Annotated in this window: 29 protein-coding genes; 25 read left to right on the forward strand and 4 right to left on the reverse strand. The window is 71.0% G+C overall.

Annotation, left to right across the window (positions count from 1 at the left end; genetic code table 11):
* Positions 1-8: 8 nt before the first annotated feature.
* On the reverse strand, positions 9-452 hold the full coding sequence (locus KV102_RS16385; protein WP_220346926.1) for an HIT family protein: 444 nt from the start codon (positions 450-452) through the stop codon (positions 9-11).
* A 216-nt stretch (positions 453-668) separates the two neighbouring features.
* Between KV102_RS16385 and rpsP the strand changes: the two genes are divergently transcribed.
* Genes rpsP through trmD form a run of 4 tightly spaced genes read left to right on the forward strand, consistent with a single transcriptional unit; the run spans position 669 to position 2716 of the window.
* The gene (gene rpsP / locus KV102_RS16390; protein WP_220341285.1) at positions 669-1199 is read left to right on the forward strand and encodes a 30S ribosomal protein S16; all 531 of its coding nucleotides are present in this window, start codon (positions 669-671) and stop codon (positions 1197-1199) included.
* 8 nt (positions 1200-1207) lie between these two features.
* The gene (locus KV102_RS16395) at positions 1208-1450 is read left to right on the forward strand and encodes an RNA-binding protein (RefSeq protein ID WP_220342460.1); all 243 of its coding nucleotides are present in this window, start codon (positions 1208-1210) and stop codon (positions 1448-1450) included.
* A 4-nt stretch (positions 1451-1454) separates the two neighbouring features.
* The gene (rimM, locus tag KV102_RS16400; RefSeq protein WP_220341286.1) at positions 1455-1997 is read left to right on the forward strand and encodes a ribosome maturation factor RimM; all 543 of its coding nucleotides are present in this window, start codon (positions 1455-1457) and stop codon (positions 1995-1997) included.
* Positions 1994-2716, forward strand: a complete 723-nt coding sequence (trmD, locus tag KV102_RS16405; RefSeq protein WP_255561177.1) for a tRNA (guanosine(37)-N1)-methyltransferase TrmD — start codon at positions 1994-1996, stop codon at positions 2714-2716. Before rimM ends, trmD begins: the two co-directional genes overlap by 4 nt.
* Before the next feature lie 3 nt (positions 2717-2719).
* Here the strand turns inward: trmD and KV102_RS16410 are convergent, their stop codons facing one another.
* Positions 2720-3535, reverse strand: coding sequence for a LuxR C-terminal-related transcriptional regulator (locus KV102_RS16410; protein WP_220341287.1), 816 nt, complete (start codon positions 3533-3535; stop codon positions 2720-2722).
* A gap of 450 nt (positions 3536-3985) precedes the next feature.
* Between KV102_RS16410 and rplS the strand changes: the two genes are divergently transcribed.
* The 10 genes from rplS to KV102_RS16460 all read left to right on the forward strand — a co-directional run bounded on the left by rplS (position 3986) and on the right by KV102_RS16460 (position 13886).
* Complete coding sequence (rplS, locus tag KV102_RS16415; protein WP_220341288.1) at positions 3986-4336, forward strand: 50S ribosomal protein L19; 351 nt, start codon at positions 3986-3988, stop codon at positions 4334-4336.
* A gap of 25 nt (positions 4337-4361) precedes the next feature.
* On the forward strand, positions 4362-5135 hold the full coding sequence (lepB, locus tag KV102_RS16420; RefSeq protein ID WP_255559259.1) for a signal peptidase I: 774 nt from the start codon (positions 4362-4364) through the stop codon (positions 5133-5135).
* A gap of 49 nt (positions 5136-5184) precedes the next feature.
* Positions 5185-5892 carry a signal peptidase I gene (gene lepB, locus KV102_RS16425; RefSeq protein ID WP_220346927.1) on the forward strand — a complete coding sequence of 236 codons (708 nt, stop codon included), beginning with the start codon at positions 5185-5187 and terminating at the stop codon, positions 5890-5892.
* A 22-nt stretch (positions 5893-5914) separates the two neighbouring features.
* The gene (locus KV102_RS16430) at positions 5915-6784 is read left to right on the forward strand and encodes a ribonuclease HII (RefSeq protein ID WP_308290354.1); all 870 of its coding nucleotides are present in this window, start codon (positions 5915-5917) and stop codon (positions 6782-6784) included.
* Positions 6785-6851: 67 nt separating this feature from the next.
* Positions 6852-7160: a DUF2469 domain-containing protein gene (locus KV102_RS16435; protein ID WP_220341290.1), complete on the forward strand. Its 309-nt coding sequence runs from the start codon at positions 6852-6854 to the stop codon at positions 7158-7160.
* A 102-nt stretch (positions 7161-7262) separates the two neighbouring features.
* Positions 7263-7631, forward strand: a complete 369-nt coding sequence (locus KV102_RS16440) for a YraN family protein (protein WP_220346928.1) — start codon at positions 7263-7265, stop codon at positions 7629-7631.
* On the forward strand, positions 7628-9196 hold the full coding sequence (locus KV102_RS16445; RefSeq protein ID WP_301021654.1) for a YifB family Mg chelatase-like AAA ATPase: 1569 nt from the start codon (positions 7628-7630) through the stop codon (positions 9194-9196). Before KV102_RS16440 ends, KV102_RS16445 begins: the two co-directional genes overlap by 4 nt.
* Complete coding sequence (gene dprA / locus KV102_RS16450; protein WP_220341292.1) at positions 9193-10425, forward strand: DNA-processing protein DprA; 1233 nt, start codon at positions 9193-9195, stop codon at positions 10423-10425. Before KV102_RS16445 ends, dprA begins: the two co-directional genes overlap by 4 nt.
* A gap of 47 nt (positions 10426-10472) precedes the next feature.
* Positions 10473-11459: a tyrosine recombinase XerC gene (locus tag KV102_RS16455; RefSeq protein ID WP_220346929.1), complete on the forward strand. Its 987-nt coding sequence runs from the start codon at positions 10473-10475 to the stop codon at positions 11457-11459.
* A gap of 174 nt (positions 11460-11633) precedes the next feature.
* The gene (locus KV102_RS16460) at positions 11634-13886 is read left to right on the forward strand and encodes an NADP-dependent isocitrate dehydrogenase (RefSeq protein WP_220341294.1); all 2253 of its coding nucleotides are present in this window, start codon (positions 11634-11636) and stop codon (positions 13884-13886) included.
* 56 nt (positions 13887-13942) lie between these two features.
* Here the strand turns inward: KV102_RS16460 and KV102_RS16465 are convergent, their stop codons facing one another.
* On the reverse strand, positions 13943-14866 hold the full coding sequence (locus KV102_RS16465) for a M23 family metallopeptidase (RefSeq protein WP_220346930.1): 924 nt from the start codon (positions 14864-14866) through the stop codon (positions 13943-13945).
* 123 nt (positions 14867-14989) lie between these two features.
* Between KV102_RS16465 and KV102_RS16470 the strand changes: the two genes are divergently transcribed.
* The 11 genes from KV102_RS16470 (at position 14990) to KV102_RS16520 (ending at position 23806) form a co-directional block, all read left to right on the forward strand.
* Complete coding sequence (locus KV102_RS16470) at positions 14990-15502, forward strand: CAP domain-containing protein (protein WP_220346931.1); 513 nt, start codon at positions 14990-14992, stop codon at positions 15500-15502.
* Positions 15503-15762: 260 nt separating this feature from the next.
* Positions 15763-16746: a 30S ribosomal protein S2 gene (rpsB, locus tag KV102_RS16475; protein WP_220346932.1), complete on the forward strand. Its 984-nt coding sequence runs from the start codon at positions 15763-15765 to the stop codon at positions 16744-16746.
* A gap of 69 nt (positions 16747-16815) precedes the next feature.
* Positions 16816-17640 carry a translation elongation factor Ts gene (tsf, locus tag KV102_RS16480; protein ID WP_220341298.1) on the forward strand — a complete coding sequence of 275 codons (825 nt, stop codon included), beginning with the start codon at positions 16816-16818 and terminating at the stop codon, positions 17638-17640.
* A 105-nt stretch (positions 17641-17745) separates the two neighbouring features.
* Positions 17746-18480: a UMP kinase gene (gene pyrH, locus KV102_RS16485; protein WP_220342465.1), complete on the forward strand. Its 735-nt coding sequence runs from the start codon at positions 17746-17748 to the stop codon at positions 18478-18480.
* 35 nt (positions 18481-18515) lie between these two features.
* Positions 18516-19070 carry a ribosome recycling factor gene (frr, locus tag KV102_RS16490; protein ID WP_220342466.1) on the forward strand — a complete coding sequence of 185 codons (555 nt, stop codon included), beginning with the start codon at positions 18516-18518 and terminating at the stop codon, positions 19068-19070.
* On the forward strand, positions 19070-19912 hold the full coding sequence (locus KV102_RS16495) for a phosphatidate cytidylyltransferase (RefSeq protein WP_220341299.1): 843 nt from the start codon (positions 19070-19072) through the stop codon (positions 19910-19912). Before frr ends, KV102_RS16495 begins: the two co-directional genes overlap by 1 nt.
* Positions 19913-19961: 49 nt before the next feature.
* On the forward strand, positions 19962-21092 hold the full coding sequence (rlmN, locus tag KV102_RS16500; protein WP_220346933.1) for a 23S rRNA (adenine(2503)-C(2))-methyltransferase RlmN: 1131 nt from the start codon (positions 19962-19964) through the stop codon (positions 21090-21092).
* Entirely contained in the window at positions 21085-21939 is an 855-nt protein-coding gene (locus KV102_RS16505) for an HAD family hydrolase (protein WP_220341301.1), read from the forward strand. The genes rlmN and KV102_RS16505 overlap by 8 nt, the downstream gene beginning before the upstream one ends.
* A gap of 15 nt (positions 21940-21954) precedes the next feature.
* A complete protein-coding gene (locus KV102_RS16510; RefSeq protein WP_220346934.1) occupies positions 21955-22683 on the forward strand; it encodes an enoyl-CoA hydratase in 729 nt (242 codons plus the stop codon).
* On the forward strand, positions 22683-23096 hold the full coding sequence (locus KV102_RS16515; RefSeq protein WP_220346935.1) for a thiol-disulfide oxidoreductase DCC family protein: 414 nt from the start codon (positions 22683-22685) through the stop codon (positions 23094-23096). The genes KV102_RS16510 and KV102_RS16515 overlap by 1 nt, the downstream gene beginning before the upstream one ends.
* Complete coding sequence (locus KV102_RS16520) at positions 23093-23806, forward strand: AMP-binding protein (protein WP_220341304.1); 714 nt, start codon at positions 23093-23095, stop codon at positions 23804-23806. The genes KV102_RS16515 and KV102_RS16520 overlap by 4 nt, the downstream gene beginning before the upstream one ends.
* Positions 23807-23810: 4 nt before the next feature.
* On the opposite strand, the gene KV102_RS16525 is transcribed toward KV102_RS16520, so the two are convergent.
* Positions 23811-24284, reverse strand: a complete 474-nt coding sequence (locus KV102_RS16525; protein ID WP_220346936.1) for an Lrp/AsnC family transcriptional regulator — start codon at positions 24282-24284, stop codon at positions 23811-23813.
* Between the last annotated feature and the right edge of the window lie 201 nt (positions 24285-24485).

Genomic DNA, 24485 nt, shown 5'->3' on the forward strand with positions numbered 1-24485 from the left:
CGGCGGAGTCAGCCGGCCGACGACACGTCCTCCGGCACGTGGGCGCCCTGTCCCTGGGCGACGAGGCGGGCGCGCAGCCGCTCCGCGGCCTCGTCGAGGGAGGCGGCGGGCGGGTCGGGGTCCACGGCGGCGAAGCTGAAGTCGTCGAGGTCCCACACCGGCCAGACGTGGACGTGGAGGTGGGGGATCTCGAAGCCGGCGATCATCGTGCCGACCCGTGGACTGTCCCACTCCGCCTGCTGGGCAGCGCCGATCCGCTTCGCCACGGAGGTCAGCCGTGCGAGCAGCGCGTCCTCGGCGTCGATCCAGTGGTCGACCTCCGCGCGCGGGACCACGAGGGTGTGGCCCTGGCGGATCGGCCCGATGCTGAGGAAGGCGACCACCTCGTCGTCGGCCCATACGAAGCGTCCCGGGATCTCTCCGGCGATGATCTTGGTGAAGAGCGTGCTCATACGGAGCAGTGTGCCGTACGCGCACCGAGCACGGATCGTCTCGACGGTGCCGCGAGTTGGAGCCGTGGGACGCGGTCTGGCACAATGGACGGCGATTCCGTCTCGCGTCTGGACCCTCTCATTCGGACGCGTTCGGATCCACGATCAGGCGGCCCCGTTCCCCACACGGTGGCGGCTGGATCACCACACCACGTTCATTGAGGAGACACCACACCCGTGGCCGTCAAGATTCGTCTTAAGCGGATGGGCAAGATCCGCACGCCGTTCTACCGAGTCGTCGTCGCCGACGCGCGCACCAAGCGCGACGGACGCGTCATCGAGGAGATCGGCACCTACAACCCCAAGGCCGATCCCTCGATCATCACGATCGACTCCGACCGTGCCCAGTACTGGCTCGGCGTCGGCGCTCAGCCGAGCGAGGCCGTGACCGCGCTGCTCAAGCTCACCGGTGACCTCCAGCGGTCCAAGGGCGAGACCGCCGAGTCGACGGTCAAGCTCGCCGAGCCGAAGCGTGACAAGGCCGAGGTCTTCAACGAGGCGCTCAAGGCCGTCCACGGCGAGCCCGGCACCGAGGCCGTGACCAAGAAGGCCGCGGCCAAGAAGGCGCCGGCCAAGAAGGCTGCCAAGGGCGACGAGAAGGCCGCCAAGGGCGACGAGAAGGCCGCCAAGGCCGACGAGTCTGCCAAGAAGGCCGAGGAGCCGGCGGCTGCCGAGTCCACCGAGACCTCCGAGTCCTCGGAGGCCTGATCACCGTGATGGTGGGCGAAGTGATCGAGCACCTGGTCGGCGGCATCGTCGACCACCCGGACGAGGTCGACGTCACCCCGAAGCAGCTTCGCCGCGGCACGCTCTTCGAGGTGCGAGTCCACCCCGAGGACCTCGGCAAGGTCATCGGGCGCCAGGGCCGCACGGCCACGGCGATCCGGACCGTCGCCGGCGCTCTCGCCGGCAGCGGCGGTGCGCGCATCGACTTCGTCGACGTCGACCGGCGTCGCTGATCCGGTGGAGATCGTCGTCGGCCGGATCGGCCGGGCGCACGGCATCCGCGGTGAGGTCAGCATCGACCTGACGACCGACGAGCCCGAGAGGCGTTTCGCCCCGGGCTCGTCGGTCGTGCTGCGTCCGCGGTCCGGTGGTGCCGACCAGAGCATGTCCATCCGGAGCACTCGTCCGCACCAGGGCAGGCTCCTGGTGATGTTCGACGCCGTGCCCGACCGCACGGCCGCTGAGGCGCTCCGGGGGGCGCAGATCATCGCCGACGTGGACGAGACGGAGCGTCCGGACGACCCCGAGGAGTTCTACGACCACCAGCTCGAGGGCCTGCGCGTCCTGTCGGGTGGGGTCGAGCGCGGAACGGTCAACCAGGTGCTGCACCTGCCCGGCCAGGACATGCTCGCCGTGGAGCGCCTCGACGGCACCGAGGTGCTCGTCCCGTTCGTCGCCGCCCTGGTCCCCGAGGTCGACCTCGAGGCAGGGGTCGTCCAGGTGACCGAGGTGGCGGGTCTGCTCGACCCTGAGCAGGCCGAGGACGCCGGCCCGCAATGATGCGCATCGACGTCGTCACGATCTTCCCCGACTACCTCGCGCCGCTGTCGCTGTCGCTGCCGGGCAAGGCGCAGCAGCGTGGCCTGCTCGACCTTCACGTGCACGACCTTCGTGAGCACGCGCACGACCGGCACCGCTCGACCGACGACACGCCGTACGGCGGTGGCGCAGGGATGGTGATGCGACCCGAGCCGTGGGGCGAGGCGCTCGACGGACTCCTGGCCGCCGGATCCGCGGAGGAGGGGCACGCCAGCACACCCCGCCTTCTCGTCCCGACCCCCTCGGGACGGCCGTTCAAGCAGACCGACGCCGAACGCCTCGCGCGCGAGCCCTGGCTCGCGTTCGCCTGCGGACGATACGAGGGCATCGACCAGCGGGTGATCGACTGGGCTGCCGACCGGATGCCCGTCGAGGAGATCTCGCTGGGCGACTTCGTCGTCAACGGCGGCGAGGTCGCGGCACTCGCGGTCATCGAGGCCGTCATCCGCCTGCTCCCGGGATTCATGGGCAACCCGGAGTCGCTGGCGGAGGAGTCCCACGGGTCCGACGGTCTGCTCGAGTACCCCGTCTACACCAAGCCCGCGGTGTGGCGCGACCACGAGGTCCCGTCGATCCTGTTGTCCGGCGACCACGCCCGCATCGCCGCGTGGCGGCGCGCGCAGGCAGAGGCGCGCACCACGCTCCGGCGGCCCGACCTGCTCGCCGGCGACGACGGCTGATCCTCAGCCGATGCTGGAGACCTCGCCGCCGCGGGGTGTGCGCTCGCGGATCACCGCGACCGTGCCGGCGCCGGGGAACAGTCCGCGCCGCTGGGCAGCTGTCACGGCGGCCACCCGGTCGCTCACGCCGAGCTTGCGGTAGACGTTCTCGAGGTGCTTGTGCACCGTCCGGACCGAGATCCCCAGGCTTCGTCCGATCGACTCGGCGGTGCGGCTCTCCGCCAGCATCGCCAAGATGGTGCGTTCGCGCGGGGTGAGGCCGGCGTCGTCGCTGGTGGGCTCGGCCACCTCGGGCGCGGCGACCCGGAGCCGAAGGTGCTGGTCGAGCCCGCGGACGAGGGCGTGCAGCGCGCGGGCACGCGGGAGTGACCATCGCGGGAAGGGGTCGTCGCGGACGAGGACGTATGCCTCGATGCCGACTCCCACCTCGTTGCGGAGCGGCAGCACGAGCTGGTGCAGGCCGATGCCGACCGAGTCGAGCAGGTTGACGAGCACGGTGGGGAGGGTCCGCGTGCTCTCGCCTGGCTGCAGGAGAACCTCCGGCTCGAGCGAGCCGGTGCGTACGTAGTGCAGGACGAGAGGGTGTGTGCGCGTCAGCGTCACCAGCCCGTACGGCCAGCGCTCGGTGTCGAAGGCGATGTCTCCGGGGAAGCCGTGGAGCGTCAGTGTGCCGGTCGGCGCGTCGAGCTCGACCCGTGCTCCGGCACTGGCGCCGAACTCGTGGAGGAGGTGGTCGGTGAGCCGCTGCCGCGCAGCGCAGAGGTCGTCGCCGGTCAGGACGTCCGCGGCGACTCCGATCCACTGTGCGGCGTCGGGCATCGCTCCCCGTCCTTCCTCGACTGGGCCTGTGCGGCGAGCCTAGCGAACGGCGGTGAGAACGTCGCCCCGTGGTCGAGGACTGAACGTCGCCACCGTGGCGCCGATGTGACACCAGGCTCCGGCCTGTCTCGCCAGAGGCCCGTGCGTACGTACCACTGCGTATTCCGCCGGTCCCCTTCGGAGACCTACGCTCGCACCAGAGCCCAGGACCGCAGTTCGCCGGCGTCGGCGGGGGTGATGCCGAGAGGACGGCGGTCCTGGGCGCTGCCGTCGGCCGATTAACGGACGCTGACGGCGGTGTGGCAGACTGGGAGGTCGGTGCTGGGCTCTGCTGCCACAGGGGTCTCGAGCCGCGAGGACCGTCGCACGCGACGTGTCGCAGCACCGTTCTGAAGCATTCACACCACGCATTCCGTGGGTGACCTGTGGCACCGACGAGGAAGAGTTGAGATGACCAACGTAGTCGATGCCGTCGCGAGCGAGTCGCTCCGTGACGATGTCCCCGCATTCCGCGCCGGGGACACCCTCAAGGTCCACGTCAAGGTGATCGAGGGCAACCGCTCCCGCGTGCAGGTGTTCCAGGGAGTGGCGATCCGCGTGCAGGGCTCGGGCGTCGGACGTACGTTCACCGTCCGCAAGGTGAGCTTCGGTGTCGGCGTCGAGCGCACCTTCCCCCTCCACACCCCGATCATCGACCGGATCGAGATCGTGAGCCGCGGCGACGTGCGCCGCGCCAAGCTGTACTACCTGCGCAACCTGCGGGGCAAGGCGGCCAAGATCAAGGAGAAGCGCGAGGCCTGAGCAGTCTCGGGGGGGACTGTGGACCATGCGTGACGAGCCGGTCGTCGGCCGTGCCGACGACGAAGTACGAGGGACGCACCGGGCACTCCGCTCGGCGGGGGGTCCGGCGCGTCGCTGGCTCGGCGCGGCGCGATGGGGCGATCGACGGATCCCACTCTGGATGGAGATCGTCGCGCTGCTCCTCGCCGCGCTCCTGCTGTCGTTGATCGTGAAGTCGCTCTTCCTCCAGACGTTCTACGTCCCGTCGGAGTCGATGGAGCCGACGCTGACCGGGAACGCGGGCGGCGTCCAGGACCGGATCGTCGTCCAGAAGGTGTCGTACTGGGGGCGTGAGGCCCGCCGCGGCGAGGTCGTCGTCTTCGAGGATCCCGGCGGCTGGCTGAGTGCGGGAGAGGTCCACGGATCCTCGAACGCAGCCCAGAAGCTTCTCTCCTCGGCCGGCCTGTTCCCGTCGGGCGGCCACCTCGTCAAGCGCGTGATCGGCGTCGGTGGCGACACCGTCAAGTGCTGCGACACGGCCGGACGGATCGAGGTCAACGGTGTCGCGATCGAGGAGCCGTACGTCAAGGACGTGACGGCGACCGGCCGTACGCCCTTCAGCGTGACCGTGCCCGCGGAGCACCTCTGGGTGATGGGCGACAACCGCGGCAACTCCGCAGACTCGCGCGCCCACGTCGACGAGGCGGGCGGGGGATTCGTGCCTGACGGCAACGTCGTCGGCAAGGTCGCCTTCGTGGTCTGGCCCTGGAAGGACCGGTCCGTCCTCCACGATCCTGAGTCCTTCGCCTCGCTCGACTGAGGCGCCCCGGCACCTCCGTCACGCGAGGGCGCCCGGCTACGCTGTCGGTGTGACATCCCACGATCAGGCCGCGAAGGCCGCCGAACGCCCTGCCCGGCAGAAGCGCAAGCCGCTCCCGCTGTGGCAGGAGACGATCTTGCTGGTCGTCGTGGCGCTGGTGCTGGCCCTGGTCGTCAAGACCTTCCTCGTCCAAGCGTTCTGGATCCCCTCGGGGTCGATGGAGGACACCCTCCAGATCGACGACCGCATCCTCGTCCAGAAGGTCAGCTATTGGACGGGCGAGCCCGAGCGTGGTGACGTGGTCGTGTTCGACGACCCCGGTGACTGGCTCGGTCCCCAGGTCGAGGAGGACCTCGGGCCGGTGCAGAAGGCGCTGTCGATCTTCGGGCTCTATCCGTCGGGCGGCCAGCTCGTGAAGCGCGTCATCGGCGTGGGCGGCGACACGGTCGTCTGCTGCGACGCCCAGGGACGGCTCCAGGTCAACGGCACCTCGATCGATGAGCCTTACGTCAAGAACCCCAAGGCCACCGCGAGCCAGCGCTTCAGGGTGAAGGTGCCCGAGGGGCGGCTGTGGCTGATGGGTGACAACCGCGACAACTCCCAGGACTCGCGTGCCCACATGGGCGGTCCCGGTGGCGGGTTCGTCAAGACCGACGCCGTGGTGGGCAAGTCGTGGGGGATCGTGTGGCCGTTGAGTCGTGCCGGCTCCGGCGGCTCGGACAACGAGCCGTTCAAGAACGTCCCCGACGCCGGCTGAGCCGATGGCCCCAGGGCGACGCGTGAGCTCGGCGGCACCGCCGTCGCTGCGGATCGAGCGACGTATGCTGCGCGGCGGGTTGACCTCTCTGGCGTGCAGCGACGAGGTCGGCCGAGGCGCGCTGTGCGGCCCGGTGACCGTGGCGATGGTCGTCGTGACCGAGTCGACGAAGACCGCTCCTCAGGGCGTGCGCGACAGCAAGCTCCTCACTGCCGAGGCGCGTCGCCGCCTCGTGCCACGGATCAAGCGGTGGGCACCGTCGCACGGCGTCGGCCATGCGACCCCGAACGAGATCGACGAGTTCGGGATCATCGCTGCGCTCCGACTGGCGGGTCATCGTGCCCTCGCCCAGCTCGACGTCGCACCGGACTCCGTGCTGCTGGACGGTAACCACGACTACCTCACGCCGCCCGAGCAGACCAGCCTCTATGGGCCGCCGCAGGTGGTCGAGCAGGTGCCTCCGGTGGTGACGATGATCAAGGCCGACATGCGCTGCGCGGCGGTCGCCGCCGCGAGCGTCCTCGCCAAGACGGCTCGGGACGCGATCATGGTGGCCCTCGCCGAGGAGCATCCCGAGTACGGATGGGCGGACAACAAGGGGTACGCCGCCCCGGAGCACATCGCGGCGCTCGCCTCGTTGGGCCCGACGCCGCACCACCGCGTCTCCTGGCGGTTGCCGGGCTTGATCGCGGACGGTGCCGGCCCGGCGGCAGCGCTGGGTGAGGCGCTCCCGCCCGGCATGCCGGACGAGTGGGGCCTCGAGGTCGAGGAAGCCGCTGCGGAGGAGAGCGATGCCGTCGCGTCGCAGACGGACGACCTCTGGTGGTCGTCGGTCGCTCCCGAGGGTGGCCTGATCGGTCCCGAGGAGCGGTCGGCAGAGCGCCACGTGTGAACGGACCGCGCGCGGCGGACGCCGTACGCGGTAGTTTCGCAGGGACGGTCCCGACCGAGGGAGGACGATGAGCGCGGAGGATCTCGAGCGGTACGAGGCGGAGATGGAGCTCGCGCTCTACCGCGAGTACCGCGACGTCGTCGGCATCTTCACCTACGTGGTCGAGACGGACCGCCGCTTCTACCTGTGCAACGCCGTGGACGTGAAGGTGCGTTCGGAGACGGGTGACGCCTACTTCGAGGTGACGATGACCGACGCGTGGGTGTGGGACATCTATCGCCCCGCCCGGTTCGCGAAGAACGTCAAGGTCCTCACGTTCAAGGACGTCAACGTCGAGGAGCTGGCGACCTCGGACTTCGAGCCACCGAAGGGCTAGGCGTGGCGGCCGTCTGTCCACAGACGGTGCTCGTCCCCAGGCGCGGATGGCGTGCGTCCCGGTCGTGCCGGAAGGCGCCACCTTGTCCGTGGAGGTGGCGACATGGCATCGAGCTATGAGCAGCGGCGCGCGGTCGGGGTGCACGGCGAGAACGTCGCGGCCGACTATCTGCGTGCCCAAGGCATGCGGGTCATCGACCGCAACTGGCGGTGCCGGTGGGGTGAGATCGACATCGTCGCCCAGGACGACGACGCGCTCGTCTTCTGTGAGGTCAAGACCCGCCGGAGCGCCGCGTACGGGACCCCGCTGGAGGCCGTGACCCCCCAGAAGGCAGCACGCCTCCGGCGTCTCGCGGGCGTCTACCTGTCCGAGCATCAGCCCGGTGCCGGACTCGTGCGCATCGACGTCGTCGCAGTCGTCGTCCCCGCGCGTGGAGCGGCCGAGATCACGCACGTGGTGGGTGCGGCGTGACGGGCCTGGGCCGGACCATGTCGGTGTCGCTGGAGGGGATGCGGGGCCGGGTCATCGACATCGAGGTCGACGTGAGCCCCGGGCTGCCCCGGACGACGCTGGTCGGGTTGCCGGACGCCTCGCTCGCGGAGTCCCGTGATCGTTGCCGTGCCGCCATCGCCAACAGCCGGTTCGCGTGGCCCGACACCAAGGTCACCATCAACCTGTCACCTGCCTGGCTCCCCAAGGCGGGCTCCCACTTCGACCTCGGCATCGCGCTCGCCGTCCTCGCCAGCCAAGGGCACGTGCCCCAGGAGAGGCTCGCGAGCGCGGCCGTGCTCGGTGAGCTCGGACTGGACGGGCGGCTGCGTGCCGTTGCGGGCGTCCTGCCGGCGACCGCCGCGGCGGTGGCAGCAGGCTGCGGGCTCGTCATCGTTCCGGAGTCCAACGCTGCCGAGGCCTCCGTCGTCGCGGGCGCGCGGGTGCTCGGCGTGCGGTCGCTGCGTCAGACCGCCGCGCTGCTCCGCGGCGAGGATCCCCCGGACGACCCTCCGGTCGACGCCCTGGTGCCCGGTGAAGCGGCGCGCCCGGACCGGTTCGAGGGGCTCGACCTCGCCGACGTCGCGGGGCAGGACGACGCGCGTGCTGCCCTCGTCGTGGCGGCGGCGGGTGCCCACCACCTGCTCCTCTCGGGTCCGCCAGGGGTCGGCAAGACCATGCTCGCGCAGCGACTCCCGTCCCTGTTGCCGGACCTCGACGACGAGCAGGCGATGGAGACGAGCGCCGTCTACTCGGTCGGGGGGATGCTCTCTCCCGACGCGCCGCTGCTGCGTCGACCTCCGTTCGTCGACCCCCACCACACGGCGTCGGCGGCGGCGCTGGTCGGGGGAGGGAGCCGCACCGTGAGGCCTGGTGCGATGTCGCTGGCGCACCACGGGGTGCTGTTCCTCGACGAGGCCCCGGAGTTTCGTCGCGACGTGATCGACGGCCTGCGTCAACCGCTCGAGAGCGGGCGCGTGACCGTGTCCCGTGCGGTCCAGACCGCGGAGTTCCCGGCACGGTTCCTGCTGGTCCTCGCTGCCAACCCGTGTCCGTGCGGTCGGCGGACCGGTGAGCTGTGCGAGTGCAGCGCGGTGGTCAAGCGACGCTACGGCGAGCGTCTGTCCGCACCGGTCCGCGACCGTATCGACCTCCAGCGCGAGGTCGGTCCTGTCTCGGCCCACCACTACGGACCGGGTGCGGAGCAGCCCGAGTCGTCGAAGGTCGTCGCGCAACGGGTCGTCGAGGCGAGAGACCGTCAGCGTCGACGGCTCGAGGACACGCCGTGGCGGACCAACGCCGATGTGCCCGGCGCTGCGCTACGTCGTGACCTCCCGACCCCGACACGTCTCGTGGTGGCTGTCGGTCGGCTGGTCCGGGCGGGGACGGTCAACGCCCGGACGGCCGACCGCCTTCTCCGGGTCGCGTGGACGGTGGCCGACCTGCGACAACGGCCGGCACCCGACGACGACGACCTGGAGACGGCGACGGCGCTGCGGCGCGGCACCACACCCGAGGGCTCCCTGTGGGAGCGGGTGACCGCGTGACTGCGACAGAGCAGGACGGCGTGTCGCCCCGTGGTCGGCGAGACGAGCGGCGCGCCCGCCTCGGGCTGAGCCTGGTGGCCGAGCCCGGTGATCCGAGGCTGGCCGCCGGCCTGCTCGAGCGCACGCCGACGGAGCTGCTGGCCGCAGTGACGTCCGCAGACGCGGGGACACCGGAAGCCTGGCGTGCTCGTGCCGTCGCACTCGACACGCGGCTCGAGGCAACAGTCACCGTCGCGCGCGGTGCCGGGCTGCGCTGGGTCTGCCCCGGAGATGCAGGCTGGCCGGAGCGGTTGGACGACCTCGATCAGGTCGGTGCCGTGTCGGGGGTCGTCGGGCGCCCGCTCGGCCTCTGGGTCCGCGGCCGGGGCCGTCTCGACGACCTGACCGCTCGGTCGGCTGCCGTCGTGGGAGCGCGCGACGCGACGACCTACGGCCGTGACGTGGCGGGGGACCTGGCGGCCGACCTCGTGGACGCCGGGACAGCGGTGGTGAGCGGGGCGGCGTTCGGCATCGACGCAGCGGCGCACCGTGGTGCGCTGGCCCTCGGCGGGCCAACGGTCGCGGTCCTGGCCTGCGGCCTCGACATCGACTACCCCCGTGCCCACGCGAGCCTGCTGCGCGCGATCTCCGAGTCCGGGCTGCTGGTGAGCGAGCATCCGCCCGGCGCGACTCCCACCCGGTCGCGGTTCCTCACGCGCAACCGGATCATCGCAGGTCTCACCCAAGGCACCGTCGTCGTCGAGGCGGCGCGACGCAGCGGAGCGCTCAACACGCTGAGCTGGGCCAACGAGCTCGGTCGGCTGACCATGGCCGTGCCCGGCCCGGTGGCGCACCAGTCGTCGGTCGGCGTGCACCAGGCGATCCGCGAGGGTCGTGCCGTGCTCGTCACCAACGGCGCGGAGGTCCTCGAGGACCTCGACGTGCTCGGGCGTCGTGACGCCACCCCACCGTCGGCACCAGCGACCGTCTGGGACGGTCTCGACCCGACGTCACGGGCCGTGATCGAGGCCCTGCCTGCGCAGGGACCCCGGACCACCGACGAGATCGCCTGGCATGCCGGTGCGTCCCCGGAGGCGGTCGCCGCAGCACTCGACCATCTGGAGCGAAGCGGATTCGTCCGGCCGTCGGGTCGGGGATGGCACCTTGCGCGGCGCGCCGACCTCGCGCGCGCCGGCGATGGCGCGGGCGAGAGGGCCGGAGACCCTGCCGCCGGGGACCAGGACCGGTGACGGCGTGCCCGCTTGGAGGTCACGCGACCCACCGTCACACTCGGGTCATGGCCACGACCGACCGCAGTCCTGCCTGGACCGACGCCCTCGAGGCCTACACGCGGCATCTGCGCTCCGAGCGTGGGCTGAGCGAGCACACGGTGCGCGCGTACGCCGGCGACCTCGACCTGCTGGCCGCCCATGCGGAGGCGCTCGGCGTCCGCGATCCGGCGTTGCTCGAGCTGAGGTCGCTGCGGAGCTTCCTTGCCGCACAGCAGGTCCGCGGCCGAGCCCGGAGCACGCTGGCGCGTCGGGCGGCAGCCGTCCGTCGCTTCACGGCGTGGCTGGTGCGCACCGGTCGCGCCGACCAGGACGCCGGCGCGTTGCTGGTCAACCCCAAGCGGCACCGCGAGCTGCCCGGCGTCCTCCGCCAGGACGAGGTGCGCGCCCTCCTCGACTCGGCCGCCGCGGTCGCCACCGGAGGTCCGGGCGGCGCCGACGACGAGGCGGAGGCGGGCGCTCCACGACCTGCGCACCCGTCGGACTCCGACCCCGTCGCGGTGCGCGACGTGGCGGTCCTCGAGCTCCTCTACGCGACCGGCATCCGGGTCGGCGAGCTGTGCGGGCTCGACATCGACGACGTCGACCGTTCGCGCGACGTGGTGCGGGTCGTCGGCAAGGGCGACAAGGAACGCAGCGTGCCGTTCGGTCGCCCGGCCGGTCGCGCCGTCGACCGGTGGTTGACGGTCCGGCCGGAGCTGGTGGTCGCCGGGAGCGGGCCTGCGCTCTTCCTCGGCCGACGGGGCGGGCGCGTCGACCCCCGGACGATCCGCCGGATGGTCCACTCCCGCCTCGCCGACGTCGACGACGCCCCCGACCTCGGCCCGCACGGACTCCGCCACACCGCCGCCACGCACCTTCTGGAGGGCGGCGCCGACCTGCGCAGCGTCCAAGAGCTCCTCGGCCACGCGTCGCTCGCGACCACCCAGCTCTACACCCACGTGAGCTCCGAGCGGCTGCGCAGCGCCTACGCCCAGGCACACCCGCGGGCCTGACCGGCAGTGCGAGAGACTCTTCCCGCGTCGGGCGGGGCAGCCGCGACGAAGTAGGCTGCCTGTGGAGCGCCTTCCTACCGGCGGACCATCAGCACCTGGTGCGTCCCCTCCCGCGCCGCGCGCGGGCTCGTAGGACTAGACCCCCCAGCACGCCGAACCATCCTGGGAAGCGGGATGGTCGAACGCAGGAATGGAGCCTCGGAGTTGGACTCGAAGGTCATCTACACCCACACGGACGAAGCGCCGCTGCTCGCGACGTACTCGTTCCTCCCGATCATCCAGGCCTACGCGGCCAAGGCGGGCGTCACGGTGGAGAGCCGCGACATCTCCCTCGCCGGGCGGATCCTCGCGCAGTTCCCCGACCGCCTCCCGCCCGAGCAGCAGGTCGGTGACGCCCTCGTCGAGCTCGGCGACCTCGCGAAGCGGCCCGAGGCCAACATCATCAAGCTCCCCAACATCAGTGCGTCGGTTCCTCAGCTGAAGGCCGCCATCACCGAGCTGCAGGGCCAGGGGTACGCGATCCCCGACTACCCCGACGATCCGTCGACCGACGAGGCCCGCGACGTGCGCGCCCGTTATGACAAGGTCAAGGGCAGTGCCGTCAACCCGGTGCTCCGCGAGGGCAACTCCGACCGCCGGGCGCCGGCGTCGGTCAAGCAGTACGCCCGCCAGCACCCGCACTCGATGGGCGCGTGGAGTGCCGACTCCAAGACCAACGTCGCACACATGGACTCGGGCGACTTCCGGTCCAACGAGAAGTCCGCCGTGATCGACAAGGACGGCTCGCTGCGGATCGAGCTGGTCGCCGAGGACGGCTCGACCACCGTGCTGCGCGAGTCGGTGCCGGTGCTCGCCGGCGAGGTCGTCGATGCGACCGCCATGGACGTCGCCGCACTGCGTGAGTTCCTGACCGCGCAGATTGCGCGGGCGAAGGCGGAGGGCGTCCTGTTCTCCGTCCACCTCAAGGCCACGATGATGAAGGTCTCCGACCCGATCATCTTCGGGCACGTCGTGCAGGCGTTCTTCCCCGAGCTGTTCGCCGAGCACGGCGAGGCGCTCGCCGCGGCCGGCCTGAGCCCCAACAACGGTCTCGGCAGCATCGTCTCCGGTCTCGGGACGCTCCCGGCCGACAGCCGCGATGCCGTGCAGGCCGCGATCGAGCAGGGGATCGCGGACGGTCCCGCGCTCGCGATGGTCGACTCCGACAAGGGGATCACCAACCTGCACGTCCCGAGCGACGTCATCGTCGACGCGTCCATGCCCGCGATGATCCGTACCTCGGGTCACATGTGGGGACCGGACGGCGTCGAGGCCGACACGCTGGCGGTCATCCCCGACAGCAGCTATGCCGGCATCTACCAGGTCGTCCTCGACGACTGCCGGGCTCACGGCGCGTACGACCCGACGACGATGGGCTCCGTACCCAACGTCGGCCTCATGGCGCAGGCAGCAGAGGAGTACGGCAGCCACGACAAGACGTTCGAGATCCCCGCTGCCGGCACGGTCCGCGTGACCGACCAGGACGGCTCGGTCGTCTTCGAGCACCCGGTCTCCCAGGGCGACATCTGGCGCATGTGCCAGACCAAGGACGTCCCGATCCGCGACTGGGTCAAGCTCGCCGTGACGCGGGCCCGCGCCACCGGCGCCCCTGCGGTCTTCTGGCTCGACGAGTCGCGGGCGCACGACCGCAACCTCATCGAGAAGGTGACGACCTATCTCGCCGACCACGACACCGACGGTCTCCAGATCGAGATCATGTCCCCGGTCGACGCGACGGCGTTCTCGCTGGAGCGCATCCGCAAGGGCGAGGACACCATCTCGGTCACGGGCAACGTCCTCCGCGACTACCTGACCGACCTGTTCCCGATCCTGGAGCTGGGGACGAGCGCCAAGATGCTCTCGGTGGTGCCGCTCATCAACGGAGGTGGTCTCTTCGAGACCGGCGCCGGCGGCTCAGCGCCCAAGCACGTGCAGCAGCTCATCAAGGAGAACTACCTTCGGTGGGACAGTCTCGGCGAGTTCCTCGCCCTGGCCGTCAGCCTGGAGCACCTCGCCCAGGTCACCGACAACCCGAAGGCTCAGGTTCTCGCCGACACGCTCGACCGAGCGACCGGCACCTTCCTCAACGAGAACAAGTCGCCCAGCCGCCGCGTCGGCGGGATCGACAACCGTGGAAGCCACTTCTACCTCGCGCTCTACTGGGCGCAGGAGCTGGCCTCTCAGACCGAGGACGCCGAGCTCGCGGCGGCGTTCGCGTCGTTGGCAGAGCAGCTCGCTGCCAACGAGCAGGCGATCACCGAGGAGCTCATCGGGGTCCAGGGCTCGCCCGTGGACATCGGCGGCTACTTCCGCCCCGATGACGCACTCGCGTCGTCGGTCATGCGGCCCTCGAAGACCCTGAACGACGCGCTGGCGGCACTCGGCTGACAGGCCACCGCTGACGGACGAGACCCGCCGGGTGCACACCCGGCGGGTCTCGTCGTCTACAGCATGGAGGTCGGATCCACCGGGTGTCCCTCGTCGACGACCATGAAGTGCAGGTGGCAACCGGTCGAGAAGCCGGTGGACCCGACCGACCCCACGACGGTGCCTGCCTCGACCGACGTGCCGGCGGCTGTGCCCGGCCGGATCAGATGGTTGTAAGTGGTCGACAGCCCGCCGCCGTGCTCGACCACCACTCGGTTGCCGTACGCGGGGTCGTACCCCGAGCCGACCACGCGTCCCGCCGCCGCCGACCGGACCGGCGTCCCGCACGGGACCGCGAAGTCCGTGCCGTCGTGCAGTCGGAGCTCTCCGGAGACCGGGTGCACGCGCATCCCGAACGGGGAGCTGATCGGACCGTCTACCGGATGGACCAGCCCTCCCGGGGTGCCACGTCCCAGTGCCGGGGTCGGCGGCGGCGCCGGTGGCGGTCCGTACGGCGTCACGAGCCGCACCGCAGCCGCACGGCCGAGGAGCGCGAGCGGATCGGCGTACGCGCGCCCGTGACGACGACCGAGGTGCAGGCAGGCGACGGGAAAGCAGTGTCCGCCCGCGAGGAGGACCCTGCCGAGGACGGCGCCGCGAGCGACGCGGTCGCCCTTCACGACGTCGGCGCCGACCGGTTGGTACGTCGAGCGCACGCCGTCGTGGTCGACGCTGACCACCTCGACGCCGGCGACCCGGCCGGCGAACGCCACCACCCCGCCGTCCACCGCCCGGACGATCGCGCCCGGCGCCGCAGCCTGGTCGACCCCGCGGTGACCGGCGGCGTACGGGCCGGTGGGGGCCTCGTAGGCGCGGACGACCGACGGTCGCGGCTCCAGGGGCCACGACCAGGACGACTCCTCGGCGGCTGCCGGGGGAGAGAGGGCGGCGGCCGCGGCCATCACAGGAAGCGCGACGAGGCGAAGACGGTGGGTGTTCATCCGAAGATGCCATCGCAGACAGCGCGGTTAGCGTAGGGACAAGTCGGACATCTGTGGACGAACATCTCGAGCGGACACCTGGGGACGATCTCGGCGTCGCTCGTTCTGCGAGTGGGGGTTCGCATGAGAAGGATCGGTCCTGTCGCAATCATCACCGCCGTGCTGATGGCGGCGCCCGGGGCGTGGACGTCGGCGCAAGGGGCGTCCGCGGCCGCCCCCGTGACGGCGACGGCCGTGACCGCGGTCGCGGCCTCGGCTCCTCCCGGCCCCTCGCGCTACGAGAGGAGAGTCGTCCGGCACACCAACCGCGCGCGCTCGGCCCGCGGCCTGCGCGCGCTCGGCAGGTCCGCGTGTCTCGACCGCTACGCCCAGCGCAGTGCCGACCGCATCGCGCGGACCGGACGACTGACGCACCAGAACCTCCGACCGGTCCTGCGGGCCTGCGGCGGCCACAAGGTGGGGGAGAACATCGCCTACGGCTATCGCTGGCCCGTCCGGGTCGTCCGGGCGTGGATGAACTCACCAGGCCACCGGGCCAACATCCTGGAACCGCGCTACCGGCGGATCGGGGTCGGCGTCCGGCGGGACCGCCGCGGCATCATCTGGGTGAGCCAGGTCTTCGCCTACCGCCGTTGACGCGAAGGACCGGGATTTCGCCGGCTGGACCCTGTGTCCTAGACTGGGAGAAGCGCTCAGACCGTCTGCTGTTCCCTTCACCAGGAACGCCGGCGTGACGAGTGACTTCGCGTGCCCTTCGCCCAGCAAGGCTGGGATGTGCGGCCCTGGTCCTCCCCACACGGGAGGCGGTCCGCGCAAGGGTGCCAGGGTGTCGGCGCCGCCGGCACGTCAACCAGGATCGGGCGCACCCGTGCGCCCTGGCAAGAAAGAGGAACGCCATGGCCGTCGTGTCCATGCGCCAGCTGCTCGAGAGCGGTGTCCACTTCGGGCACCAGACCCGCCGCTGGAACCCCAAGATGAAGCGCTTCATCCTCACCGAGCGCAACGGCATCTACATCATCGACCTGCAGCAGTCGCTGGCCTACATCGACCGCGCGTACGACTTCGTCAAGACGACCGTCGCCCGCGGCGGCACGATCCTCTTCGTCGGGACCAAGCGTCAGGCGCAGGAGGCCATCACCGAGCAGGCGACCCGCGTCGGCATGCCGTACGTGAACCACCGCTGGCTGGGCGGCATGCTCACCAACTTCCAGACCGTCCACGAGCGGATCAAGCGCCTCAAGGAGCTCGACGAGGTCGACTTCGACGACGTCGCCGGCTCGGGCCGCACCAAGAAGGAGCTCCTGCAGCTCAAGCGCGAGCACGACAAGCTCGACCGCACCCTGGGCGGCATCCGCGACATGAGCCGTACGCCGTCGGCGCTGTGGATCATCGACACCAAGAAGGAGCACCTGGCGGTCGACGAGGCCAAGAAGCTGGGCATCCCGGTCGTCGCGATCCTCGACACCAACTGCGACCCCGACGACGTCGACTACCCGATCCCGGGCAACGACGACGCGATCCGGTCCGTCACGCTGCTCACGCGCGTCGTCGCCGACGCCGTCGGTGACGGCCTGATGTCGCGCGGCGCCGGCAAGGAGTCAGAGGGCACCGAGGCGGCCGCCGCGGGCGCCGTCGCTGCCGACGAGCCGCTGGCGGAGTGGGAGCGCGAGCTCGCGCAGGGCACCGACCCCGTCACCACCGAGGCTGCCGAGGCTGAGGTCCAGTCGTCGGCCAGCGCCGACGACACCCCGTCCGAGGTCGCCGAGGAGACGGCTGAGGCCCTCGAGGACAAGCCGGCCGATGCGACCGCCGAGGACGCGACCGTCTCCGACGAGCCGGCCGAGGACAAGCCCGCCGACGACAAGCCCGCCGAGGCCTGAGCGCTCCCGCGACACGTCACCACCACTTCGGCCGGTCTCCGGCCACGGACACAGACGAGAGAGATAGAGATGGCAATCTCTGCAGCAGAGGTGAAGAAGCTCCGCGACGCCACCGGCGCGGGCATGATGGACGCCAAGAAGGCGCTCACCGAGGCCGAGGGCGACTACGACAAGGCCGTCGAGATCCTGCGCGTCCACGGTCAGGCCAAGGCCGACAAGCGTGGCGCTGAGCGCCAGGCGACCGCCGGACTGGTGGCCGCGTCGGGCAACGCGATCGTGGAGCTCAACGCCGAGACCGACTTCGTCGCCAAGAACGAGCAGTTCGTCGCGCTGGCGCAGGAGCTCGCCACGCTGGCCGACGAGACCAAGCCCGCCGACGCGACCGAGTTCGCGTCGACCAAGACCGCTGACGGCTCGACCGTCGCCGAGCGGATCTCTGGCCTCGCCGCGATCATCGGCGAGAAGCTCGAGCTCGGGCGCGTCCAGGTCCTCGAGGGCAAGGGCCGCGTCGCGACCTACCTGCACCGTCGCGCGAGCGACCTTCCGCCGGCCGTCGGCGTGCTCATCGAGTACGAGGGCGACGGCGAGGAGACGGTCGCGCGCAGCGTGGCCATGCAGGTCGCCGCGATGCGCCCGCGCTACCTCACGCGTGAGGACGTCCCGGCGGAGGTCGTCGCCAAGGAGCGCGAGATCGCCGAGGCCGCGGCCCGCGAGGAGGGCAAGCCCGAGCAGGCGATCAGCAAGATCGTCGAGGGCAAGGTCAACGCGTTCTACAAGGACTTCGTGCTCCTCGACCAGCCGTCGGTGACGGAGCAGAAGAAGTCCGTGCGTCAGGTCCTCGACGAGGCCGGCCTGAGCATCACGCGCTTCGCGCACATCGAGATCGGCGCCTGACGCGCTCCGATTTGGCAGGATGATCTGACGACGACGCGCGATACGGAGGCCGGTGTGGTGGACGAGAACGAGACAGTCGACCCGCCGGCCTCCGTGCCGTCCGGGCTGGAGCAGGATGCCCCTCCGGCGGAGCCGGCGCGTCGCGTGCTCCTCAAGCTCTCCGGCGAGGCGTTCGGCGGTGGCAGCCTCGGAGTCGATCCCGACGTCGTCAACACGATCGCGCGCCAGATCGCGGAGGGCGTCGCGGCCGGTGTCGAGGTCGCGATCGTCATCGGGGGCGGCAACTTCTTCCGTGGCGCAGAGCTTCAGCAGCGGGGGATGGACCGGGCGCGTGCCGACTACATGGGCATGCTCGGGATCGTCATGAACTGCCTCGCCCTCCAGGACTTCCTGGAGAAGCGTGACATCGAGACCCGTGTCCAGACCGCCATCACGATGGGCCAGGTCGCGGAGCCGTACATCCCGCGTCGGGCGATCCGCCACCTCGAGAAGGGGCGCGTCGTGATCTTCGGTGCGGGGGCGGGCATGCCCTACTTCTCCACCGACACGGTCTCGGCCCAGCGTGCGCTGGAGATCAAGGCCGACGAGGTGCTGATGGGCAAGAACGGTGTGGACGGCGTCTACACCGCCGATCCCCACAAGGACTCCAGCGCCACCAAGATCGACTCCATCTCGTACACCGAAGCGCTCCAGCGCGGGCTGCGGGTCGCCGACGCGACCGCGTTCGCGCTCTTGATGGAGAACAAGCTGCCGATGCGCGTCTTCGGGATCGAGGGAGACGGCAACATCTCCTCGGTCCTGAGAGGTGAGAAGATCGGCACGCTGGTCTACGCAGACTGATCGACCAGAGACCTCTACGAAGGAGCAGGCCAGTGATTGACGAGACCCTGCGCGACGCTGACTCCAAGATGGACAAGGCCGTCGAGCACGCGCGCGAGGAGTTCGCCGCGATCCGCACCGGGCGTGCGCACCCCGCGATGTTCGCCAAGATCACGGCCGACTACTACGGCACCCCGACACCGATCCAGCAGCTCGCGGGGTTCCAGATCCCCGAGCCGCGGGTCGTCATCGTGAGCCCGTACGACATCGGTGCCAAGACCGCGATCGAGAAGGCCATCCGTGACTCCGACCTCGGCGTCAACCCGACCGACGACGGCAAGGTGCTGCGGCTCGTCCTCCCGCAGCTGACCGAGGAGCGCCGCAAGGAATACATCAAGCTCGCCAAGTCCAAGGCCGAAGAGGGCCGGGTGGCCGTCCGCAACATCCGCCGCAGCGCGAAGCAGGCGATGGACAAGGCGGAGAAGGACGGCGAGATCAGCAAGGACGACGTGACCGGCGGCGAGAAGCGCCTCGACGGGCTCACCAAGAAGCACGTGGACCGCATCGACGAGCTCGTCAAGAACAAGGAGCAGGAGCTGCTCGAGGTCTGATGAGCTCACCAGACGTGCCCGCGGCGCCCCAGCAGCGCGGCGGGCGAGACCTTCCTGCCGCGATCGGGGTCGGTGTCGGCCTCGCGGGCGCCGTCATCATCTCGCTCTTCTTCGTGAAGGCGCTGTTCGTGCTGGTGGTCGTCACCGCGGGCGCGGTGGCGATCTGGGAGCTCTCGTCCGCGCTCGCGAAGGCCGGCATCGCCGTCCCGCTCCCGCCGCTGATGGCCGGCGGTCTGGCGACGCTGGCCGCGGCGTACGTCGGTGGCACGGAGGCGATCGCCATCGGTGCCGCTCTGACGGTGCTCGGCGTGTTCGTCTACCGGATGCCCCGCGGCGCGGACGGGTTCGTGCGCGACACCTCCGCCGCCGTCTTCATCTTCGGGTACGTCCCCGTGCTCGGGTCCTTCGTCGTCCTGATGGCGGCCGAGGACGACGGTGCGTGGCGGATCGTGACCTTCATCGTCGTCACCATCGCCTCCGACATCTTCGGGTACGCCGCGGGCTACAAGCTGGGCAAGCACCCGATGGCTCCCACGATCAGCCCCAAGAAGTCCTGGGAGGGCTTCGCCGGATCGGTGCTGGGGTGCGTGCTCGCCGGCGTGCTGTGCGTGGTGCTCCTCCTCGACGGTCGCTGGTGGGTCGGAGTGCTGCTCGGTCTGGCCGCGGTCGCGATGGCCACGCTCGGCGACCTCTCGGAGTCGATGATCAAGCGCGATGTCGGCATCAAGGACATGAGCGATCTGCTGCCGGGCCACGGAGGCCTCATGGACCGCCTCGACTCGCTGCTGGCGGTCGCGCCGATCTGCTGGCTGGTGCTGCACTTCCTCGTCCCCGTCGCCTGACCGCCGGACGGCGCGCGGGGTTGGTGGCGGATGGGACAATGAACCTGACATGTCTCACGTGAACCCGAACCCGCTCCCGCTCGTCTTCGAGCAGCCCAAGGGACGGGGCAAGCCGCCGCGTCACCTGGCCGACCTCGACCTCGCCGCCCGCAAGGAGGCCGTCGAGGCGCTCGGTCTCCCCGGCTACCGCGCCAAGCAGCTCTCGACGCACTACTTCACCCGGCTGGTCTCCGACCCCGGCGAGATGACCGACCTGCCGGCAGGCATCCGCGACCAGCTCGTCGCCGGTCTCATGCCGCAGCTGATCACGCCCGTCAAGACGCAGACCGCCGACCGGGGCACCACCCGCAAGACGCTCTGGCGGCTCTTCGACGGTGCGCTCGTCGAGTCGGTGCTCATGCGCTACCCCGACCGCGCGACGATCTGTGTGTCGAGCCAGGCCGGGTGCGGGATGGCGTGCCCGTTCTGCGCCACCGGCCAGGGTGGGCTGCAGCGCAACATGTCGACCGGCGAGATCATCGAGCAGGTCGTGGACGGAGCCCGGGCGATGGCTCGTGGCGAGGTCCCCGGTGGGCCTGGCCGGCTGTCGAACGTCGTGTTCATGGGCATGGGCGAGCCGATGGCCAACTACAAGGCCGTGATCGGCGCCGTACGCCGGATGGTCGACGACGGCCCCGAAGGGCTGGGCATGTCGGCCCGCAACATCACGGTCAGCACCGTCGGGCTGGTGCCTCGGATCAAGCAGCTGACGGAGGAGGGCATCCCCGTCACGCTCGCGCTGTCGCTGCACGCCCCCGACGACGAGCTGCGCGACGAGCTCGTCCCGATCAACACCCGCTTCAAGGTCGCGGAAACGGTCGAGGCAGCGTGGGACTACGCGCGGACGACCAAGCGGCGTGTCTCGATCGAGTACGCCCTGATCAAGGACATCAATGACCAAGCCTGGCGTGCGGACATGCTGGGAGACCTGCTCCGCTCCTACGGGGACTGGGGCTGGGTCCACGTCAACCTGATCCCGCTCAACCCGACCCCGGGCTCGATCTGGACCGCGTCCGAGCCCGAGGACGAGCGGGAGTTCGTCCGCCGGCTCGAGGCCAAGGGCATCTCGACGACGGTCCGTGACACCCGCGGCCAGGAGATCGACGGGGCGTGCGGCCAGCTCGCAGCGGCCGATGCCTGATCCCACCCACCGGCTCAGCCGGGCCGGGCTGCCGGCGGTGCTCGCCACCGACCTCGACGGGACGCTGCTGCGCTCCGACGGCAGCCTGTCGCCCCGTACCCGCGAGGCGATCGCCCGCGCGGAGGAGTCCGGGGTGCCGACGGTCTTCGTGACCGCGAGGCCGCCCCGGTGGTTGGACGCGTTCGCCGACGCGGTCGGAGACGCCACCGGGGGAGTGGCGCTCAGTGCAAACGGCGCGTTCGTCTACCACGTGGCGAGCCGGACCGTCACCGACCACGGCACGATCGCCCCCGGTCTGCTCCGTGACCTCGGGGCGTCGCTGCGGGAGGCGTTGCCCGGTATCGCCTTGGCGGTCGAGCGTGCCGACGGCATGCGCCGCGAGGAGGCCTTCGCCTACGTCCGGGAGTCTCCCGAGGTCGACGACCTCGACGACTGGGACGCCATCGCGTCGCAGCCCGCGGGGAAGCTCCTGGCCAAGCTGGACGGGAGTGATCCCGACGAGTTCCACAGGCGGGTGGCGGCCGTGCTCGACGGACGGGCGGAGCTCGGCTTCTCCGGTGCCGTCGGCCTCGCCGAGATCACCGCGCCGGGTGTCACCAAAGCGAGCGGGCTGGCGGCCTGGTGCGCCGGGAACGGCTTCGACCGTGAGTCGGTCTGGGCCGTCGGAGACATGCCGAACGACCTGCCGATGCTGCGCTGGGCCTCCCGTTCCTTCGCGGTCGCCAACGCCCACCACGACGTCCTCGACACGGTCGACGAGGTGGTGCCGAGCAACGACGACGACGGTGTGGCTGCCATCCTGGACCGGATCTGCGACGAGCACGGCGCGCTGCGCCGTACCCCCTGACCGACAGGAGCACCCGTGATCGACGTGACCCGCGACGGAGTCGTGACCACCGTGGAGCTGCGCCGGCCCGAGCGCCGCAACGCCCTCGACCTCGACACCTGCCACGAGGTGCGTGAGGCGGTCGAGACCGCGGCCGGCGACGGGTCACGAGCAATGGTGATCACCGGCCAGGGCACCAGCTTCTGTGCGGGCGCCGACCTCACGGGCGTGTACGGGTCGGACTTCGTCGACGCCCTGTACGCGATGCTCCGCACCATGACCCGGGTCGAGATCCCGGTCGTCGCCGCGGTCAACGGGCCGGCGATCGGCGCCGGGACTCAGCTCGCCCTCGCGTGCGACCTGCGGGTGGCCGCGCCGACCGCGGTGTTCGGCGTGCCGACCGCGCGCAACGGGATGGCGGTGGACGCGTGGACGATCCGCACGCTGGCGGCAGTGGCCGGTGCCGGCACGGCCAAGGCCCTCATGCTCGGCGCAGACCTGCTCGACGCCGAGACCGCGTACTCGCGCGGGCTCGTCGACCGGCTGGGTGACACCGACGCCGCAGCGGCGTGGGCGCACGAGATCGCGACCTTCGCGCCGCTGACGCTGGCCTACAACAAGCTCGTCCTCAACGGTGACCCCACCGATCCCGAGACCGCGGAGCGCATCGCCCGCGGCTGGGAGGCGTGCTGGGGGAGCGAGGACGTCCGGGAGGCCGCGCTCGCTCGAACGGAGAAGCGCGCTCCGGTGTTCCGGGGGATGTGATGTCTGCTCAGGTGCTCGTCTTCGACGGCGACTGCGGCTTCTGCTCCTCGTCGGTTCGGTGGTTGCGGCGCTGGGCGCCGTCGCGTCGCGCCCGGATCGTCGCCTGGCAGCAGGCCGACCTCGACGCCCTCGGGCTGACGGCTGTGCAGTGCTCGGCGGCCCTCCAGTGGGTCGACTCCGGGCGTCGGGCCGCTGGGCCCGAGGCTGTCGCCGCCTACCTCCGTACGGCTCGCCCACCCTGGCCGGTGGTCGGACGCGTGCTCGTGACACGACCGGCGACGGCGTTGGCGTGGCCGGTCTACCGGTGGATCTCCGCACACCGTCACCAGCTTCCGGGCGGCACCCCGCAGTGCGCGCTGCCCACGACCCCGGGCGAGCCGGGAGACGCTCCCGACGGAAGGACGGCCCCATGAGCGGACCTCGCTGGTTCACTCCGCCGAAGGATCCGGCCGACCCCTCGACGGGTCGGCTCAACGCCGTCTACGACGCCCTCGACCACCTGGTCGTCGCGGGAGCCGCCGAGGTGCCCGCCCTGCGAGCGCCGACGGGGACGACCTCGTACGCGGTGCTGCTGGAGCAGGTCGCGGCGATGGGTGGGTTGATGCGCGCTCTGGGCGTGCGTGAACGCGACGCGGTCGCCGTGGCGTCCCTGCCCTCGCCCGAGTCGGTCGTCGCGCTGCTCGCTGCCGGTCGGGTCGGAGCGACGGCCTGGGTCGGTGAGCAGCCCGCGCCGTTGATCGAGCGGAGCGACCCCGCGCTCGTGGTCGCCGACGGGGAGCAGATGCCCGTGGTCGCGACCGCCGTCGACGCGCTCGACCCTGCGCGTCCGCGTGCGGTGGTGGTCGTACGCCCGGGGGAGTGGTCTCTTGTCGAGACCCGCGACGTCGCCTGGGACCCCGCGTTGAAGGCCGGGGCCACCGATCCCGCGCCCGTCGTCCCGGTGGCCGGCGGGACCGCGCTGGCCGTGACCGGTGACGGGGACCGGGTGGTGCACGAGCGTGCCGGCCTCGTCACCCCGTACGAGGAGCCGGCCGCCCTCGGGTCGGCGTGGGACGAGGCCACCGTGGTCGCCGTCCTGGCCGGGCTCATGTCCGGTCGGGGGCTCGTGCTGCCCGGCGCCTGACGGGCTACTGCACGCCCCACGCGTAGGTCTGCTTGCGCAGCCGCAGATAGACGAACGTCTCGGTCTGCGTGACCGCCGGGATGGCGCGGATCTTGCTGGTGATGACGTCGAGGAGGTCGTCGTCGCTCTCGCACACGATCTCGGCCAGCACGTCGAACCGCCCGGTCGTGATCACCAGGTAGTCCAGCTCGGGGATGTCCGCAAGCGCGTCGGTCACCGCGAACACGTCTCCGTCGACCCCGATGCCGACCATGGCCTGGCGCGCGAAGCCGAGCTCGAGCGGGTCGGTGACCGCCACGATCTGGATCACGCCGGCGTCGGTGAGCTTCTGGACGCGTTGGCGTACGGCCGCCTCGGAGAGCCCGACCGCCTTGCCGATCGCGGCGTACGACCTCCGGCCGTCCACCTGGAGCTCGGCGATGATGCGCTTGGAGACCTCGTCGAGGACGACACCGTTGGTGGACCTGCGCTCCGTCATGCGCACATCCTGCCCGAGCGCCGGGTCCTCTGCCTCCGCACGTCAGTCGTTTCAGCGTGGTGATTGTCACGCATTCTGGGCAGATCGGCCCCGCTGGCTCGCGATTTCGTTGCGAGACAGTAAACAACTGCGGAATCCCTTGTCCCGGTTGCTCCCGACGTGTGACGATCCCCGCAGGTCGAACGCCACCACGGTGCCCGT

This window comes from Mumia sp. zg.B53, assembly GCF_019550935.1.
Taxonomy (GTDB): Bacteria; Actinomycetota; Actinomycetes; order Propionibacteriales; family Nocardioidaceae; genus Mumia.

Excerpts from the sequence above, each read along its gene's own strand:
- KV102_RS16470 (WP_220346931.1), top strand. The coding sequence starts at position 14,990 with ATGAGAAGGATCGGTCCTGTCGCAATCATCACCGCCGTGCTGATGGCG.
- tsf (WP_220341298.1), top strand. The coding sequence starts at position 16,816 with ATGGCAATCTCTGCAGCAGAGGTGAAGAAGCTCCGCGACGCCACCGGC.
- KV102_RS16515 (WP_220346935.1), top strand. The coding sequence starts at position 22,683 with ATGTCTGCTCAGGTGCTCGTCTTCGACGGCGACTGCGGCTTCTGCTCC.
- KV102_RS16385 (WP_220346926.1), bottom strand. The coding sequence starts at position 452 with ATGAGCACGCTCTTCACCAAGATCATCGCCGGAGAGATCCCGGGACGC.
- KV102_RS16410 (WP_220341287.1), bottom strand. The coding sequence starts at position 3,535 with ATGCCCGACGCCGCACAGTGGATCGGAGTCGCCGCGGACGTCCTGACC.
- KV102_RS16460 (WP_220341294.1), top strand. The coding sequence starts at position 11,634 with ATGGTCGAACGCAGGAATGGAGCCTCGGAGTTGGACTCGAAGGTCATC.
- rlmN (WP_220346933.1), top strand. The coding sequence starts at position 19,962 with ATGTCTCACGTGAACCCGAACCCGCTCCCGCTCGTCTTCGAGCAGCCC.
- KV102_RS16525 (WP_220346936.1), bottom strand. The coding sequence starts at position 24,284 with ATGACGGAGCGCAGGTCCACCAACGGTGTCGTCCTCGACGAGGTCTCC.
- rplS (WP_220341288.1), top strand. The coding sequence starts at position 3,986 with ATGACCAACGTAGTCGATGCCGTCGCGAGCGAGTCGCTCCGTGACGAT.
- KV102_RS16520 (WP_220341304.1), top strand. The coding sequence starts at position 23,093 with ATGAGCGGACCTCGCTGGTTCACTCCGCCGAAGGATCCGGCCGACCCC.
- KV102_RS16465 (WP_220346930.1), bottom strand. The coding sequence starts at position 14,866 with ATGAACACCCACCGTCTTCGCCTCGTCGCGCTTCCTGTGATGGCCGCG.
- KV102_RS16440 (WP_220346928.1), top strand. The coding sequence starts at position 7,263 with ATGGCATCGAGCTATGAGCAGCGGCGCGCGGTCGGGGTGCACGGCGAG.
- KV102_RS16505 (WP_220341301.1), top strand. The coding sequence starts at position 21,085 with ATGCCTGATCCCACCCACCGGCTCAGCCGGGCCGGGCTGCCGGCGGTG.
- trmD (WP_255561177.1), top strand. The coding sequence starts at position 1,994 with ATGATGCGCATCGACGTCGTCACGATCTTCCCCGACTACCTCGCGCCG.
- rpsB (WP_220346932.1), top strand. The coding sequence starts at position 15,763 with ATGGCCGTCGTGTCCATGCGCCAGCTGCTCGAGAGCGGTGTCCACTTC.
- lepB (WP_255559259.1), top strand. The coding sequence starts at position 4,362 with ATGCGTGACGAGCCGGTCGTCGGCCGTGCCGACGACGAAGTACGAGGG.
- KV102_RS16495 (WP_220341299.1), top strand. The coding sequence starts at position 19,070 with ATGAGCTCACCAGACGTGCCCGCGGCGCCCCAGCAGCGCGGCGGGCGA.
- KV102_RS16455 (WP_220346929.1), top strand. The coding sequence starts at position 10,473 with ATGGCCACGACCGACCGCAGTCCTGCCTGGACCGACGCCCTCGAGGCC.
- KV102_RS16395 (WP_220342460.1), top strand. The coding sequence starts at position 1,208 with ATGGTGGGCGAAGTGATCGAGCACCTGGTCGGCGGCATCGTCGACCAC.
- KV102_RS16435 (WP_220341290.1), top strand. The coding sequence starts at position 6,852 with ATGAGCGCGGAGGATCTCGAGCGGTACGAGGCGGAGATGGAGCTCGCG.